Origin of the sequence: Paenibacillus sp. CECT 9249, from assembly GCF_918697855.1 — a bacterium.
Classification (GTDB): Bacteria; Bacillota; Bacilli; order Paenibacillales; family Paenibacillaceae; genus MSJ-34.
Genome location: NZ_CAKKLI010000017.1, coordinates 1 through 17,061, shown reverse-complemented (window position 1 = coordinate 17,061; position 17,061 = coordinate 1). Strand labels below are relative to the sequence as shown.

The 17,061-nt window shown below is 50.0% G+C and carries 5 protein-coding genes; all 5 read left to right on the top strand.

From position 1 onward, the window contains the following. The first annotated feature begins 235 nt into the window (after window positions 1–235). On the top strand, window positions 236–2,797 hold the full coding sequence (locus LQ229_RS13850; RefSeq protein ID WP_230192063.1) for a LuxR C-terminal-related transcriptional regulator: 2,562 nt from the start codon (window positions 236–238) through the stop codon (window positions 2,795–2,797). A 216-nt stretch (window positions 2,798–3,013) separates the two neighbouring features. After that, a complete protein-coding gene (locus LQ229_RS13845) occupies window positions 3,014–6,094 on the top strand; it encodes a chitobiase/beta-hexosaminidase C-terminal domain-containing protein (protein ID WP_230192062.1) in 3,081 nt (1,026 codons plus the stop codon). Next, window positions 6,094–9,855, top strand: a complete 3,762-nt coding sequence (locus tag LQ229_RS13840) for an S-layer homology domain-containing protein (RefSeq protein WP_230192061.1) — start codon at window positions 6,094–6,096, stop codon at window positions 9,853–9,855. The genes LQ229_RS13845 and LQ229_RS13840 overlap by 1 nt, the downstream gene beginning before the upstream one ends. Before the next feature lie 288 nt (window positions 9,856–10,143). Beyond that, window positions 10,144–13,380 (top strand): PQQ-binding-like beta-propeller repeat protein, encoded by a 3,237-nt coding sequence (locus tag LQ229_RS13835; RefSeq protein WP_230192060.1) that lies wholly within the window; start codon window positions 10,144–10,146, stop codon window positions 13,378–13,380. 209 nt (window positions 13,381–13,589) lie between these two features. Then, the gene (locus LQ229_RS13830; protein ID WP_230192059.1) at window positions 13,590–16,892 is read left to right on the top strand and encodes an S-layer homology domain-containing protein; all 3,303 of its coding nucleotides are present in this window, start codon (window positions 13,590–13,592) and stop codon (window positions 16,890–16,892) included. The last annotated feature ends 169 nt before the right edge of the window (window positions 16,893–17,061 follow it).

Below are 17,061 nucleotides of genomic sequence, written 5' to 3'. Positions count from 1 at the left end.
TTCATGTTAATAGTAACCCCCAGCATTGTCGATCAAAGTGATTTCACCCTGATATGGTTCAACGGAGAAAAGTCGCGTCGACGAGACTACGTGATGTCATCGTGTTATTCCTCAAATGTAAAAGGAGCATCGACATGCTCCGATAAGGCCCTACCTAAATAAAAGTTTTTTGGTAAAATAATAGAAAAAATGTTCATATCTCATGACGATTGTCAAATAAGGGAGGGGTCAAACCATGATCATAGCCACGAAACTTCATATTCCCCAATCACGAAGCGAGCTGGTCGTGCGTTCACGCCTCATTCATCGTTTACATGAAGGTTTGGAGCGCACACTTACTTTGATCACAGCACCAGCCGGGTATGGCAAAACCACCTTGCTCGGTGAATGGGCGATGACGCTGGAAAAGCCTGTCGCCTGGGTCTCACTCGATCAAGGGGATAATGATCGCATGCGTTTTTGGGCACATACGATTGCGGCGCTAAAACAAGCTTATCCGTCTTTTAACGAACAGGCCGTGCTTCGTCATGCCGCAGAAGATCCATCGGGTGTGTCACTGATTGCTGCGCTCATCAACGGGCTACATCGCATTTCACACACGATGGTGCTCGTATGGGATGACTTTCATCATATCGAAGAAACGTCCATCTTGCAGGGCGTCACTTATCTGCTGGAACGTTTACCACTACATGTCCATCTCTATCTTGCAAGCCGAAATTCTCCATCGCTTCCTCTTTCCAGAATCAGAGCGGGAAATGGGTTGAACCAGTTGGATACAAGCGATCTCCGCTTTGCTCCGGACGAAACGATTGAATTTTTTGCGAAGTGCGGTGGTATACAATTATCCAATGAAGATGTGGCGACCGTACAAAAAAAGACAGAGGGTTGGGCAGTGGCGATGCGACTGGCGGTCTTGTCAATGCACGAACATACCGATCCCGTATCTCTAATCCGGAAGATGGCGGGAACGGAACGTGATATATCGGATTACTTCTTCGATGAAGTGTTTTCCCTTCAATCCGAAACGATGCAGCAATTTTTACTCTATACATCGATTTTGGATCGGATGACGGGCGAACTTTGTCAAGCGGTAACCGGTATAGCCGAAAGTGATGCGTATCTGCAACAATTAGACAAGGAAAGCTTGTTTCTTGTAGCTTTGGACGAGTGGCGGGAGTGGTACAGGTATCATCATTTATTCCGGCAATTTTTGACGGCGCAGTTGAAAATGCGCGAGCCGCGGCAATGGCAAACACTTCACATGACAGCGGGAAAATGGTTGGAAGAGAACGGTTATCCGCATGAAGCGGTAGATCATTACCTTGCGGCTGCCGATTATGAACATGCGCTATCATTGATAGAGGAGATGACACCGGAGCTGATGACCAATGAATGGACGACGCTTTGCAAGTGGTTAAACGCAATTCCCGACACGCTGTTATTTGCCAGACCGATGATGCTGTTGACAAAACTCGCTTCCCAGTACTTGTCCGGGCATGTCGAAGCGGCCACTGACGGGTATTGGCAAGCGGTTCGCAGGCTAGAAGAGGACACAGATCCCCTTCCTCCTGAAGAAGCCGAAACATTGCAAGCCGGACTCGCTTTTCTGGCTGCATTTCGCACGTTTTTGGATCGTGATTTTGAATATGCCGTTCAATTTTCACATGAATATGTCGAGAAGCATCCGGAAGGCGATTTCTTCATTGAGTTTGGGAGCGACGAGGATGGCTATCATCCGGTGTGGGATATCTACGTGTCGGATGACAGCCTTCGATTGGCGGAGCAGGTGTTAACGTCCTTGCTGTCGATTTGGTCTGAAACCCGAAATGTCTATTTTGTTGCTCATCTTTATATCGACTTAGGCAAAATGCAGTACGAACGAAATCGCTTGGTCGAAGCGGAAAAGCTGATGCGCCAAGCCTATGATATTGGAAGATTGCATGATCATCGAAGCTTGGCGACCATCGCAGCGCTCTGGCTTGCCCGCATTGCCACCGTACAAGGAGACGAGGCGACGTCAAAGCACATATTACGCGAGCTAACCCAACTCACGTCCAAGACGGCGAATTCGCGTTTGTCCGGGAAAATCGCCTCGTTTCGCGCCATGCTGGGCAGGATGCATAGAGAAGAGAAACCGGTGAGACAATGGCTGAGAAAGAGCCGCTTGCGATTCCGTGATGAAATTCCGGTATCCATGATCAAGGAATACGATTTACTGGCCTCTATATTGGCGGAGCAAGGAAAAATGGAAGAAGCCGCAGCATTGACGGAGCGTCTACTCCAGCTGTCAATAGAAGAAGGACGGCAAAGCGACCGAATTCGTCTGCTCGTTCACAAGAGTATGATCCTATCCTTACAAGGAAAGATTTCGGACTCCATGGACGTACTGGAAGAAGCGCTGGCATTGGCGCGGCCGGAAGGGTATATCCGGACCTTTGTCGACGAAGGAGCATCACTTGGGCAATTGTTGGATCAATATATCCGATTGCGCCAAAATCAGCTTCGCCGCCCCAGCCATAAGGTGCCTTTATCCTATGTGAAACGGCTGCGGAGACTGATTCCGCTAGCCGAAAGGGAAGCCGGTACTCCCCATGATAGAACGTTGGCTGCTCTTACAGCCAGAGAACAAAGCGTGCTTCGGTTGATGGAAACGGGAATGTCTAATAAAGAAATCGCGCTTAAATTGAATGTTTCCCTGGCAACCGTAAAAACACATATTAACAATATCTACTGCAAATTGCAATCCAAAAATCGCTTACAAGCGTTGGAACGTGCCAGAACACTACAATTGTTCTGACCCGTTCTTTTTATTTTGTACAAATTATCTCAACCACCCTGCTCAACCTTTTTGATCTTTTGTGCCGGGCAGGGTTGATCACAATGGGATTGGAAGAATATACAATAGATGGGGTGAAGCTATGCAGAGATTAACTTGAAGGAGGATTTGTAAGAGATGAATCCATGGGGAAAAAGCTTGGAACAATCATACATATGCAACAGGAGGAGCGGCTTGGTGAAGCTGTGCATCGCTTTGCTGCTCATCCAGTCGTTTCTGATCACGGTACCCTATGACAACGTGTCTGCTCAAGGGAGTTTTCATCCAGCCTTGAGTGATCGTTGGGGCGGGGTCCAGCAGATTGCAGGAGGGCGTTACCATTCCCTCGCTTTAACAGCGGACGGGGAAGTGCTGGCTTGGGGATCGAATGGGTATGGCAAAACAACGGTGCCGCTTGAGGCACAGTCCAATATTGTTTCGGTGAGCGCAGGACAAGACCACTCTCTCGCTCTCACATCCGGCGGCGAGGTCATCGCCTGGGGAGGGGGAAGATTCGGCGAAGCCAATGTACCGGCGGAAGCGAAAAGCGATATCATAGCCATTGCAGCGGGTCCTACTGCCTTCTATTCGTTAGCCCTCACGTCCTCCGGGAAAGTCATTGCCTGGGGCTCCAATTCTAACGGTCAATCGGATGTGCCGGAAGAAGCGGAGAGCGGCGTAGTCGCCATTGCGGCGGGGTATTGGCATTCTTTAGCGTTAACGGCTGCCGGGGAAGTGATTGCATGGGGAGATGGGCGCCGAGGAAAACTCGATGTGCCTGACGAGGTGCAGGGCCAGGCAGTAGCCATTAGTGCAGGATCTGATCATTCTTTAGCGTTAACTGCTTCGGGCAAGGTGATTGCTTGGGGGAGTAACGATTACGGACAATCTTCTGTGCCGAAAGAGGCGGAAAGCGGCGTTATCGCCATTGCGGCAGGGGAAAAACACTCTCTAGCCTTGAAATCTGACGGCTCTGTCATTGCCTGGGGCATTTCAGACAACACAGAATCGGACGACCACGGACAAACGGTTGTACCTGATGCAGCGAAAAGCGGCGTGATCGCGATTGCAGCGGGATTCTATCATTCGCTTGCCTTGAAAGAGAATGGGACGATCGTGGCCTGGGGTGATAATCGTTCAGGTCAACTCAACATTCCAACAAGTGATCTCAAAACGATCAAACTGACCGATCAAAGTGGTGGAGAATTGGAGTTCTTGTTTGATGTTTCGGAGCAGGAATACACTGTTCTAATTGATAATAGCGTCACTTCAGTGAATGTGCTGGCTACATTGGAAAACCCGGAGTATGCCGATGTGTATGTGAATGGTAAGCGACAATCCGATCAGGTCGAAGGAGTCAAGGTCGAAGTTGAAGGTGAACAAACAGTTGTTCAAGTGAAAGTATCCCCTTATTTGCAAGAAAGTAAAACGTATACGATCAAGCTCTTACGAGAAGCAGAGCCAGAGCAAGTATCGAAACCAGTCGCCAGTCCTGCGGGCGGTGCAGTCCCGGCAGGTACAACGGTGACGTTGAGCACGTATACGAACGATGCAATGATCTACTACACAACTGACGGCAGCACGCCTACTAGCAGCAGCATCGAATATACCGCGCCCATCGAAGTGACTGGGGGAATGACGCTTAAGGCCATTGCGGTGAAGGACGGCATGCTCGACAGCGAAGTGCTGGAGGAGCATTACACGATCCTACCTCCTGATCAAGTCGCCAAGCCGATCGCCAGTCCTGCGGGCGGTGCAGTCCCGGCTGGTACAACGGTGACGTTGAGCACGTATACGAACGATGCAACAATCTACTACACAACGGACGGCAGCGAACCGACGAGCAGCAGTGCCGAATATACCGCGCCCATCGAAGTGACTGGGGGAATGACGCTTAAGGCCATTGCGGTGAAGGACGGCATGCTCGACAGCGAAGTGCTGGAGGAGCATTATACGATTGCAACGATACCTGCACCGGCGAATTTAACAGCTTCGGCAGCTGATCGTTCCGTTACATTAAAGTGGGATGCTGTCACGGGAACAGGCAGCGTGACTTACGCCGTTTACCAAGCGGAAGGCACATCAGCTCCTGTCGATCCGGCGAACTGGAAGCTCATTCAATCGAATGTTACAGCGAACTCCTACATCGTCACGGGATTGACGAATGGAACAACGTATGCATTTGTAGTGAAGGCTATCACTGTGGAGGGGGCCAGCGATTTCTCTAATGTAGCGATAGCGACCCCAAGAGCACCAGGAGGTAACAGCGGTTCCGGTGGTGGCGGGGGCGGTCGTATGTTATCCAACAATGCGGATCTTGCGGACCTGCAAGTATGGGCGGGAGGCAAACCGTTGAAGCTCAGCCCATCCTTTGCTTCGGGAACAACAGAATATACGGCACGTACAGAAGCCGAACAAGTGGAACTTGTAGTAAAAGAGGCGCATTCCGCAGCCAAAGTAATTCTACACGATAAAAAAGTCATAACCGACAGGGTGAAAGTCGATCTGGAGGAAGGCAAAAATACGTTCGTATTAACGGTACAAGCGGAGAATGGCACGAAGAAAACCTATACGCTGACCATTTATCGTGAAATGCCAAAGCCAAATGAACCGGTTATTGCATTTACCGACATCGCTGGACACTGGGCGGAGGACTACATCATGCGCGCCGCAGCGAAAGGCATCGTCAGCGGTTATCCAGATGGCACATTTAAACCGAATCATCCAGTCACACGCGCCGAGTTTACCGTGATGCTTGCAGGTGCATTGAAACTGGAAGGCAACGGTTCTGCGCTAACTTTCACGGATCATGACCAGATTGCCGGATGGGCGAAGCAAGCCGTTGCGCAGGCCGTACAAGCGGGCATCGTGGTTGGATTCAGCGATGGCAGCTTCCGGCCAAACACGCAGATCACACGCGTAGAAATGGCGGTGATGGTCGCCCGGGCGCTACAACTGGAGCTTAACGCGAATGCGTTACCCGGCTTTGCCGATGATGAAACGATCCCTGGATGGGCGAAAGGCGCGGTCGAAGCCATCCGCAAACTTGGCATTGTCGATGGCCGCGGCGGAAACCGTTTTGTACCGAACGAAACGGCTAGCCGCGCAGAAGCTGTTGTGATGCTGCTTCGGTTGATGGAGAATATCTCCGTCCCCTCTCTCAATGTGCCTGCCAAAGAAGCACTAGGTTCCACCATTTTTAAAAAAAGAGGGCTTACACAGCCATCGATTCGATTAGCCATTGTTCAATGGCAGCATATGGAAGGAGGATTGCAGTAATGATGAATTCAATGAAGTACCCGATAAAGCATGTATCCCTATGGCTGATTGCCATGCTCTTGCTCAATCTGTTTCAATCGCTGCTGGTTATACCAGCGTCAGCTTTGGCTCAAGAATCAGAGACAAATGCAAACTTAATCGGCGTATTTTCGTTCGGACTTAGTGATTATGGCCAATTAGGACATGGCGATAAGGCAAATCAACCCACGCCAAAGAAAATCGAGGGTTTGTCGGACATTCAGGCGATAGCTGCCGGGGGTAAACATTCCCTTGCTTTAACGAAGTCAGGCGACGTGTACTCGTTTGGATACGGTACGTATGGCCGATTAGGACATGGCGATACGGAAGATCAACCCACGCCAAAGAAAATCGAGAGTTTGTCGGACATTCAGGCGATTGCGGCCGGCACTTTCCACTCCCTTGCTTTAACGAAGTCAGGCGACGTGTACTCGTTTGGAAGGGGGAGGTATGGACAATTAGGACATGACAATACGGAAGATCAATTCACGCCAAAGAAAATCGAGGGTTTGTCGGACATTCAGGCGATAGCTGCCGGGGATAATCATTCCCTTGCTTTAACAAAGTCAGGAGATGTGTATTCGTTTGGATATGGTAGGTATGGCCAATTAGGGCATGGCAATACGGATGGTCAACTCATCACGCCAAAGAAAATCGAGGGCTTGTCGGACGTTCAAGCGATAGCTGCTGGGGATAATCATTCCCTTGCTTTAACAAAGTCAGGAGACGTGTATTCGTTTGGAAGGGGCAGGTATGGTCAATTAGGACATGACAATACGGAAGATCAACTCAAGCCAAAGAAAATCGAGGGTTTATCGGACATTCAGGCGATAACTGCCGGGGATGATCATTCCCTTGCTTTAACGAAGTCAGGAGAATTGTACTCGTTCGGACGTGGTGATTCTGGCCAATTGGGACATGGCGATACGGATGATCAATTCACGCCAAAGAAAATCGAGGGCTTGTCAGACATTCAGGCGATAGCTGCCGGGGGTAAACATTCCCTTGCTTTAACGAAGTCAGGCGACGTGTACTCGTTTGGATACGGTACTTATGGCCAATTAGGACATGACGATACGGCAAATCAACTCACGCCAAAGAAAATCGAGAGCTTGTCAGACATTCAGGCGATTGCGGCGGGCAATTACCATTCCCTGGCGCTTATCATCGAAGCGAAGCAAGACAGCACCATTCATCCGGACAAGGCGTCGTTCGACAAGAACATCCTGAAGCAGCGAGAGATCGCTGTCACGATGGAGTTGAATGGCAATACGCTCATAGATATTACGAATGACACAACATCGTTATCGAAAGGCACGGATTACATCGTAAATGGCAACATCGTCACCATTACAAAAGAATACCTGGCCAACCTGCCGATCGGTACGACTACACTGTTCTTTACGTTCAGTGCAGGAAGCGATGCAACGCTTAGCATAGCGGTGAGCGACAGTACACCTGTCCCTCCAACCGGCTTGCAGGCGACAGCGGGAGACGGGAAAGTAGAGCTGAGTTGGACTGCAATCGATGCGGTCGATGGCTATAACGTCTATAGGCAAGAAGCTGACGAAGGTACGCCTCCCGTTGCCGACCGATGGATGGTTGACAATGATAAGGGGCCGGTAACAGGAACGTCCTATACGGTCGACCATTTAACTGCTGGAAAGTTGTATTGGTTTGCTGTAACGACCGTGAAGGATGAGATGGAAAGCGGCTATTCGGAATCAACGTCCGAAACGCCGTATACAACGGTTGCGGCTGTTGCATCTCCCGGTGCGATTAAGGTTGGCAAGGGATTTGCATTAGAGAAGTTGGAGGCATACCTTCCCGAACATATTCAGATTCAATTAACGAGCTTGCCTGTCACGATGGACGTGGGTGTGAAATGGGATCTGGAGCATGCTGATTATAACCCGGATCAAGCCGGAATGTACGCGATTACAGGGGGGTTGCAATTGCCGGGATATGTTCACAATCCACAACAGTTGCAAGCTGAAATCGCTGTTCATGTACTGCCGAATACGAATGCGAGCCTGAGCGGCATTGCCCTGAACGGAGAACCGTTGGCACATTTTGATCCGGATATTTATACCTACGATGTTGTGGTTCCTTATGCAACGGAGCAAGTGACCGTGACAGCGGCAACTGACGATCCGGCTGCGAACTACGAAGTCGTCAGCGAGGTTGTGCGTGGCGAAGTACAACCGCTGAAGGTCGGCTTAAATCGAATTGACATCCTGGTAACGGCAGAGGATCAACAAGAGCAAGTCACCTATACCCTTCATGTGAAGCGTCTCTCACAAGAAGCGGAGCCAGAGCAAGTATCGAAACCTGTTGCAGAACCATCAGGCGGTGCAGTCCCGGCAGGTACAATGGTAACATTGAGCACGACAACGGAAGGAGCAACGATTTACTACACAACGGATGGCAGCACGCCTACTAGTAGCAGTGCCGAATATACCGCGCCCATCGAAGTGACAACAGAGATGACGCTCAAAGCAATTGCCGTAAAAGACGGCATGCTAGACAGCGAAGTGCTGGAGGAACAGTATACGATTGCAACGATACCTGCACCGGCGAATTTAACAGCTTCTGCGGCTGATCGTTCCGTTACATTAAAGTGGGATGCGGTCACGGGAACAGGCAGCGTGACTTATGCGGTTTACCAAGCGGAAGGCACATCAGTTCCTGTCGATCCGGCGAACTGGAAGCTCATTCAATCGAATGTGTCGGCGAATTCCTACAATGTCACGGGATTGACGAACGGAACAACGTATGCATTTGTAGTGAAGGCTATCACTGTGAAGGGGGCCAGCGATTTCTCTAATGTAGCGATAGCGACCCCAAGAGCACCAGGAGGTAACAGCGGTTCCGGTGGTGGCGGGGGCGGCCGTGTGTTGTCCAACAATGCGGATCTTGCGGATCTGCAAGTATGGGTGGAAGGGAAATTATTGAAACTAAGCCCTTCATTTACTTCTGGAACAACAGAATATACGGCCCGTACAGAAGGCGAACGAATTGAGATTGTGGTCAAAGAAGCTCACTCCGCGGCGAAAGTGATATGGAAGGGCAAGGTAATTACGGACAGTATTCAAGTCGATTTGGAGGAAGGCGACAATACGATTGAGCTAACGGTACAAGCGGAGAATGGCACGAAGAAAACCTATACGCTGACCATTTATCGTGAAATGCCAAAGCCAAATGAACCGGTTATTGCATTTACCGACATCGCTGGACACTGGGCGGAGGACTATATCATGCGTGCTGTAGAGAAAGGCTTTGTCAGCGGTTATCCAGATGGCACATTTAAACCGAATCATCCAGTCACACGCGCCGAGTTTACCGTGATGCTTGCAGGTGCATTGAAACTGGAAGGCAACGGTTCTGCGCTAACTTTCACGGATCATGACCAGATTGGCGGATGGGCGAAGCAAGCCGTTGCGCAGGCCGTACAAGCGGGCATCGTGGTTGGATTCAGCGATGGCAGCTTCCGGCCAAACACGCAGATCACACGCGTAGAAATGGCGGTGATGGTCGCTCGGGCGCTACAACTGGAGCTTAACGCGAATGCGTTACCCGGCTTTGCCGATGATGAAGCGATTCCGCAGTGGGCGAAAGGTGCGGTCGAAGCCATCCGCAAACTTGGCATTGTCGATGGCCGCGGCGGAAACCGTTTTGTGCCGAACGAAACGGCTACCCGTGCAGAAGCGACGGTGATGCTGCTAAGATTGTTGGATAGATGATAGAGCATCGTGCTGACAAATATTTCCCTCATCGTCACGAAGTGAAATCAATGTCCGTCCTATATAGACTGGAAACGCACTTGTAATCTGTATGCTGCATGATGACGATCACCGGAAAGCCGTATGAGGGAAAACCTCACGTACGGTTTGATGAGGAGGGGCTGGCTCCGCCCAGCCTTTCACTCTAGCTTCAATGTTTTCAGTTTGAAATGAGTAAATCTTTTTATAATGGTTGCCAGGTTTTTAGCGTTTTCTTCATTGATACATTGATACAAAGGTGGGAAATATATGAAGATGAATAAAAAATTCAATCTGTTATTCGCTATTTTTTGTTATATGGCCATTATACTTGTCGATGGCAGCGTTGAAGCATCTGCTGCTGAGTCGTTTATACAAGGCTCTGGATATGAGCAAGGGAATTATGACCTGGAAGCGATTCAACCGACGGCGTTTAACTGGACGAGACAGTCGAGGTTTTCCGGCAGCGAAGCGTTTGATATGAAATGGTCATTTAAAACTGAAGGACGTGTACGTTCATCACCGGCGATAGCTGCAGACGGTACAATTTATGTCGGCTCAGACGACGGGCATTTGTATGCGTTGACGGCGAGTGGCGAGCAGAAATGGAAATTTGCGATCAATGGTAGTGATTTTGGCAACCCCGGCATTTATTCGTCGCCATCCATCGGAGCTGATGGGACGATCTACGTCGGGGGGGATGACAGTTATTTATATGCGATTCATCCAGACGGTACTTTGAAATGGGATTTGAAAATAGGGTCACTGGTTTTCGTGTCCCCTTCACCAGCCATCGGAGCGGACGGGACGATTTATGTCGCTACCGAGGACGGTACTTTTCATGCAATTTCCGACGATGGAGACACGGGAAGGGAAAAGTGGTCATACAAAATATCAGCATTTTGGCCGATGATTAAGTCGTCCCCGGTAATTGCAGCTGATGGTAAGATCTATGTGGGTGATTTCGAAGGTATTCTCTATGCATTTGAACCGGAGCAAGATGCGGATGATGTCAAGCCGAAATGGATCTTTGAAACTAAAACGGGTAGTGCGATCAGAGCGACACCGGCAATCGGGGATGATGGGACGATCTACTTGGGTTCAGAGGATGGTAATTTATATGTACTGGATTCGTCGGGTCAATTACAATGGAGGTTTGATGCAAAAGATCCGATCTCCAGCACTCCGGTTATCGGTTCTGACGGTACGATCTATATAAAGACTCATTCGAAACTCTATGCATTTGCGCCGCAACAAGCGGCGGATGACGTTAGCCCCAGATGGTCGGCGGAATTTGGATACGTTACTTATGCTACGCCGATTGTCGATGCCAATGGCATGCTTTATGTCGGAACTCACGACAGCAATTTGTACGCGATAGATTCAGCGGGCAATATGCGGTGGTCATTTCAGACAGGCGGTTCGATTACTTCATCAGCGGCCATCGGTGCCGATGGTACGATTTATGTGGGTTCTTACGATGGACATTTATATGCGATCGGGCAGGTTGATATAAATGCTCCGACTAACGTAACGGCAAAGGCTGGAGAAAGGTCTGTGCAGCTTGAATGGGAGGTGGTTTCTGATGCCTCCTCTTACGCAATCTATATGGCTACAGGATCAGAGCCGCCGGATACGCAGGATTTATCGAACTGGAAACCATTAAATGACGAGCCGCTTATGGACACATCATGGCTGGTTGATGAGTTAAAGGCAGGAACAAAATATTGGTTTGCTGTGCAAGCCGTTACTGAAGGGAATAGTAGAAGCCAGTTGTCAGCTCCGGTTAGCGCAACGCCGTATGCTGTGGTAAAAGCGGTGAATGATCTCAATACGCTTGAAATAAGCAAGCATATCACGAGCGATCAATTAGCGCAATATTTGCCAATCGAGGTTTCTATACAACTGCACAACGAGACGTTAGAGCCGGATGTGGGAGTCAATTGGGAAATAGTGAATTCTGATTACAATCCGGATCAATCTGGGACATATTGGATATCTGGAAGCTTGCAATTGCCCGAATATTATCTGAACCCGGATAAATTGAAGGCAAAGCTACAGGTTCGTGTTTTACCGGGGTCGAATGCCAAGTTGTCTGAGATTCGAATCAATGGTAAAATTTTAGAAAATTTCAATCCAGATCTGTTTACTTATTATTTGACGGTACCTTATTCAATGGATCGCGTGACAGTAACAGCTTCAACTTACGACTCATCGGCATCGTATGAGGTGATTGGTGGGCAAGAAGCGGTGCTCGAGATCGGTGACAATTCGATTTATATCCAAGTTATATCAGAAAATGAAAAGGAGGAGCGCACTTATTCTTTATACATTGAGCGCCAACTGCTAACGATTACGGAAATTCAAAGGCCAGATACGATATATGTGCCTTATAACACGAAGTTGCAGGATGTTTCCGTACCCGATTCGGTGTATGTTACGTTGGACGATCTTCGCACGATTGAGGTGCAAGTGAGCTGGAATGAAGTTCACCCTGAATACAATGGCAAGGTGGCTGGTCGTTATGAATTTATAGGCACCTTGCAATTGCCTGAGTGGGTGAACAATCCGCTGAATATCAAGGCGAAGGTAAGTGTGATCGTGCTGGACGAGCGTAAGCGAAGCTCCTCGTCATCACCGTCTTCCCGTACGGATCGTGTTTCCAGCGATGCCAAGCTTTCATCACTGGAAATATGGGCAAACGGTCGGATGTTAACTTTACAACCTTCGTTTGCTCCTGATGTGCATGATTACACCGTATTTACAGATGCAGAGGAAATGGTATTTATTGCTCAAGCAGCGCACGATGCGGCCGAAGTGTACGTTGATGGTGTACTTTTGTCACGCTCGGTGCCGATCAGCAAGAAGCTGACAAGTGGCAACAATGAGTTCACGTTTGTCGTTCGTGCGGAAGACGGTACCGAGAAGCGATATACGCTGACCGTGATTCGAGAGACGGCTACTCATGAATCGTCGATGCCATTTTCTGATATTGCCGGACACTGGGCGGAGGACTACATCATGCGTGCTGTAGAGAAAGGCATCGTCAGCGGTTATCCAGATGGCACATTTAAACCGAATCATCCAGTCACACGCGCCGAGTTTACTGTGATGCTGGCAGGTGCATTGAAACTGGAAGGTGACGGCTCCGCGCTAACTTTCACGGATCATGACCGGATCGGCGGATGGGCGAAGCAAGCCGTTGCGCAGGCCGTACAAGCGGGCATCGTGGATGGATACAACGATGGCAGCTTCCGGCCAAACGCACAGATCACCCGCGTAGAAATGGCGGTGATGATCGCTCGGGCGTTACAACTACAGCTTAACGCGAATGCGTCAACCGGCTTTGCCGATGATGAAACGATTCCGCAGTGGGCGAAAGGTGCGGTCGAAGCCATCCGCAAACTTGGCATTGTCGATGGCCGCGGCGGAAACCGGTTTGTGCCGAACGAAACGGCTACCCGTGCAGAAGCGACGGTGATGCTGCTAAGATTGTTGGATAGATGATAGAGCATCGTGCTGACAAGTATTTCCCTCCGATTGGGAAGCGATCAGTTCCGACGAATCCGGGGAACAACAGCAGTGCGTGAACAAGGCCATGCTTGCGATGGAAAGAATTGATCTGGAAGCCTTGGAGAAGGCGAGGAGTGGACTTTATGACGGACAATGATGTGGAACTTGCGGTCTCCGCACATTAGAAAGGAAGTGAAAGGAAAATGAGACCGTTTAAATCATCCGTTCTGTTGGCGGCGTTAGTTCTTTTTTTCGGATGGACCTGGACACAACTGTTTGGGAATGTCGGCATATCGGTTCAGGCCGCCGATGACGGTGCATTCGCGCCGTTAAGCAGTGATTTTGCCGGCGGCTCAGGCACGGAAGAAGCCCCGTATATTATCGAAACCGCTGAACAGCTGAACAAAGTGAGAGATTATCTGGATGCCCATTTCAAATTGGGAGCCGATATTAATCTTTCAACTTACAGTTCCGGAGAAGGATGGTTGCCAATCGCAACGGAATACTCTTCTCCTTTTACCGGAACATTTGATGGCAACGGCTATCAAATTACAGGTTTAAAGATCAACCGTGAAGATGAGAACTACCAATCTTTGTTTGGAGTAACGTCAGAAACGGCTGTCATCCGGAATGTCCATCTCGAGGTCGTGGAGATCAAGGGGTATGATTACATCGGCGGGTTAGTAGGGTATAGCTACGGGATGATTGAAAACAGTACGGTAACGGGAACCCTTATTCGAGGAGAAATGAAGGTTGGCGGGTTAGCCGGTATTGTTAGAAATGACGTGATCGGGTCATCCGCCCATATCGAAGTTGTCGGAGAGCGTGAAGTCGGGGGTCTGGCAGGTCTATTTAGGGGTTCGACTGGTAAAAAGATTACGATTCGCGATTCATTTGCAACTGGTGACGTTGCGGGCATAAATAATCTTGTAGGTGGTTTAGTTGGCATAATTTCATCGGGAAATATAGGAAGTGTCAATGAAATCACGAATTCATATGCGACTGGGGAGGTTAATGGAGACCAGCTTGTAGGTGGATTTGTTGGTAAAGCTGAAGCCCTTCCATCTGGTGTGGTCAGAATTAAGAACTCCTATGCGACAGGGAATGTCAACGGTAAGCAATACGTGGGTGGTTTGATCGGATTTAATGTTACAAATGGTTACGATTCGCCAATAAGTTCAGTGATAGAAGTTGAGCATTGTTACGCGACAGGCAAGGTAACAGGTCATTCTGAGACTGGCGGGCTGGTCGGGGCGAATAATGAATATGAAGAAAGAGGAAATATCATTGAGGTCGCCGGCAGCTACTGGTTGACCGATAGCTATACGGATGGTGAACTCCCTGACAATGGAATCGGAATACCTGTGGAAGAGGCGGATCTCCGCGATCCGGAAACATTTAAGGATTGGGATCTCACAGAGGGCTGGTACCAGTACAACGGACATCGGCCATTTCTCCAATGGCAAAACCCGCTCATCTCCTGGGCTGCGTCCATTGCAAACGATCAGTTGAACCTTGACGACAAGACCCACATTACCGTGAATACGGAACATCAAAACGGGGATCGCTACAATGCGACAACAACCGCCAGGTATAGCGTTGATCCGGATGACCCCGAAATTGTGCGTGTTGATCCTAACGGGGAGGTCAGCACCGTCAAAGGCGGCAAAGCGACGATCACCGTCTCCTTATTCGACAAGTCCGAGACTCTCGACATCGTCGTGGACAGCGGAAATCCGGAACCGCCGACGATCACCCTTCATCCCGACGGCTGGACCAATGCTGCCAAAGTGGAAGTGGCGATCGACCACAGCGCCGCTAACCCAAGGCAGACAGATGTTCACACGATTCGTGTGAAAGTCGGCGACAAGGAGTGGGAGGATCGTGCATTTAACGGTACACCTATCCGCTTAGAGGTGACGGAAGAAGGGCAAACGAAGATCCAGGCGCAAGCGATGGATGACATCGGCAATAAGAGTACGATCGTTGAGCGGACCGTGAAGATCAGCAGAAGCGGCCTGAAGCTGGATGTGGATTTGTATTTTACCGATAATGACAGTAAAGCATATCCCAGCGGAACGTGGACGAACCAAAGTGTGACCGCAGCGGTTTATGCTTCTCATGACCACGGGATCGCGCTGCGGCCCATTGCATATTCGTTGGATGAAGGAGCGGCTTGGGAGATTTATCATGATCCGCTCGACTTCACAACAGAGGGGCAGTACTCGCTTTGGTTCAGAGTGGAAGATGTATTAGGCAATGAAATGAGCGAGCATGTACTCATCCGTATCGATCACACGAATCCGGAGATCGATTTGAAACCCGACGGCGATGAAACCCTTTCGCGGACCATATCCAGTCAAGTCAACGTGAAGGACGACGGCAGCGGGATCGATGCCGCTTCCCTCCGTTATGTTTGGTCAACGAGTTCAGACCCGTTGGATGAACATGCATATTGGCAACCTTTCATTAACCAAAGCACGTTGAGTCATGCAGACAAAAACGGCGGCGACTGGTATTTGCACATTTACGCCAAAGATCAGGTTGGTCAAGAGAGTTACCGAATATCCCGGCGCTTTCGTTTAGAGCGGGAGCCGGTTTCTTCAGAACCGCCGAGTCCGCCTGTCTATATCCGCTCCGGCAATGCAACACTGAGGGAGCTCATCTTGTCAGAAGGCGCGTTGATACCGGAATTTTCGGGGGACATTACGACGTACAAGGCTTTGATCCCGCATGATGCTGACAGCATCCAGCTCACGATCCGTGCTGCACATCATCAGGCTGGAATCAGCGTGAATGGTCGGCAAGTCCGGAGTGATCAGGGAAGCATTCGCATCCCCTTGCACACGGATACGGATATCATTGACATCGTGGTCACTGCAGAAGACGGAACGCGCAGAACGTATTCCATCACCGTGGAACGTATGCAAGAGGAGATGCCGGACCCGCCTTCCCCGGAGCCGTTATTTGCGGATATTGCGGGTCATTGGGCGGAGCCGTTCATTCAGGAAGCCTATGCAAAAGGCATCATTGCCGGATACCCTGACGGTACGTTTAGACCGGATCATGCCGTCACCCGCGCTGAATTTACGTTGATGCTCGTTCGTGCCTTGCGGCTGGAAGGAGAAGCGGGAGGCGATGCGCCTGCTTTTGCGGACGGGGAGCAAATTGGCGAATGGGCAAAGCAAGCGATTGATTTGGCGGCAAGGGCAGGCATTGTTTCAGGATATGAAGATGGAACATTTCGACCTGGTCGCCCGGTCACTCGTGTGGAAATGGCGGTGATGATCGCAAGAGCAACAGGAGCGGAGTTGACCGACCATACGCACACCCGATTTGCAGACGATGCCCGTATTCCGGCATGGGCGAAAAGTTACGTGGAAGAGGTTCGTATCATGGGCATCATTCACGGTCGCGATCGCAATCTCTTCGCGCCGAATGAGACGCTGACCCGCGCGGAAGCGGTCACCAGTATCCTGAGATTGTTGGAGCTGTTGTCACAATAAGGTTTGGTGCAGAAGCGCTTTTGCTTCTGCACCTTTTTTTTGCGGCGTGCCCAGCTAAGCACGCATCTTCTAGCCGGTGAAAGTCCGGTCGCGGGAAGGGCCAAGCCCCCGCGTAGCTAGGATACCTACGTATGGCGAAATCTGTACGTAGAAGCGTATCGACGAAAGT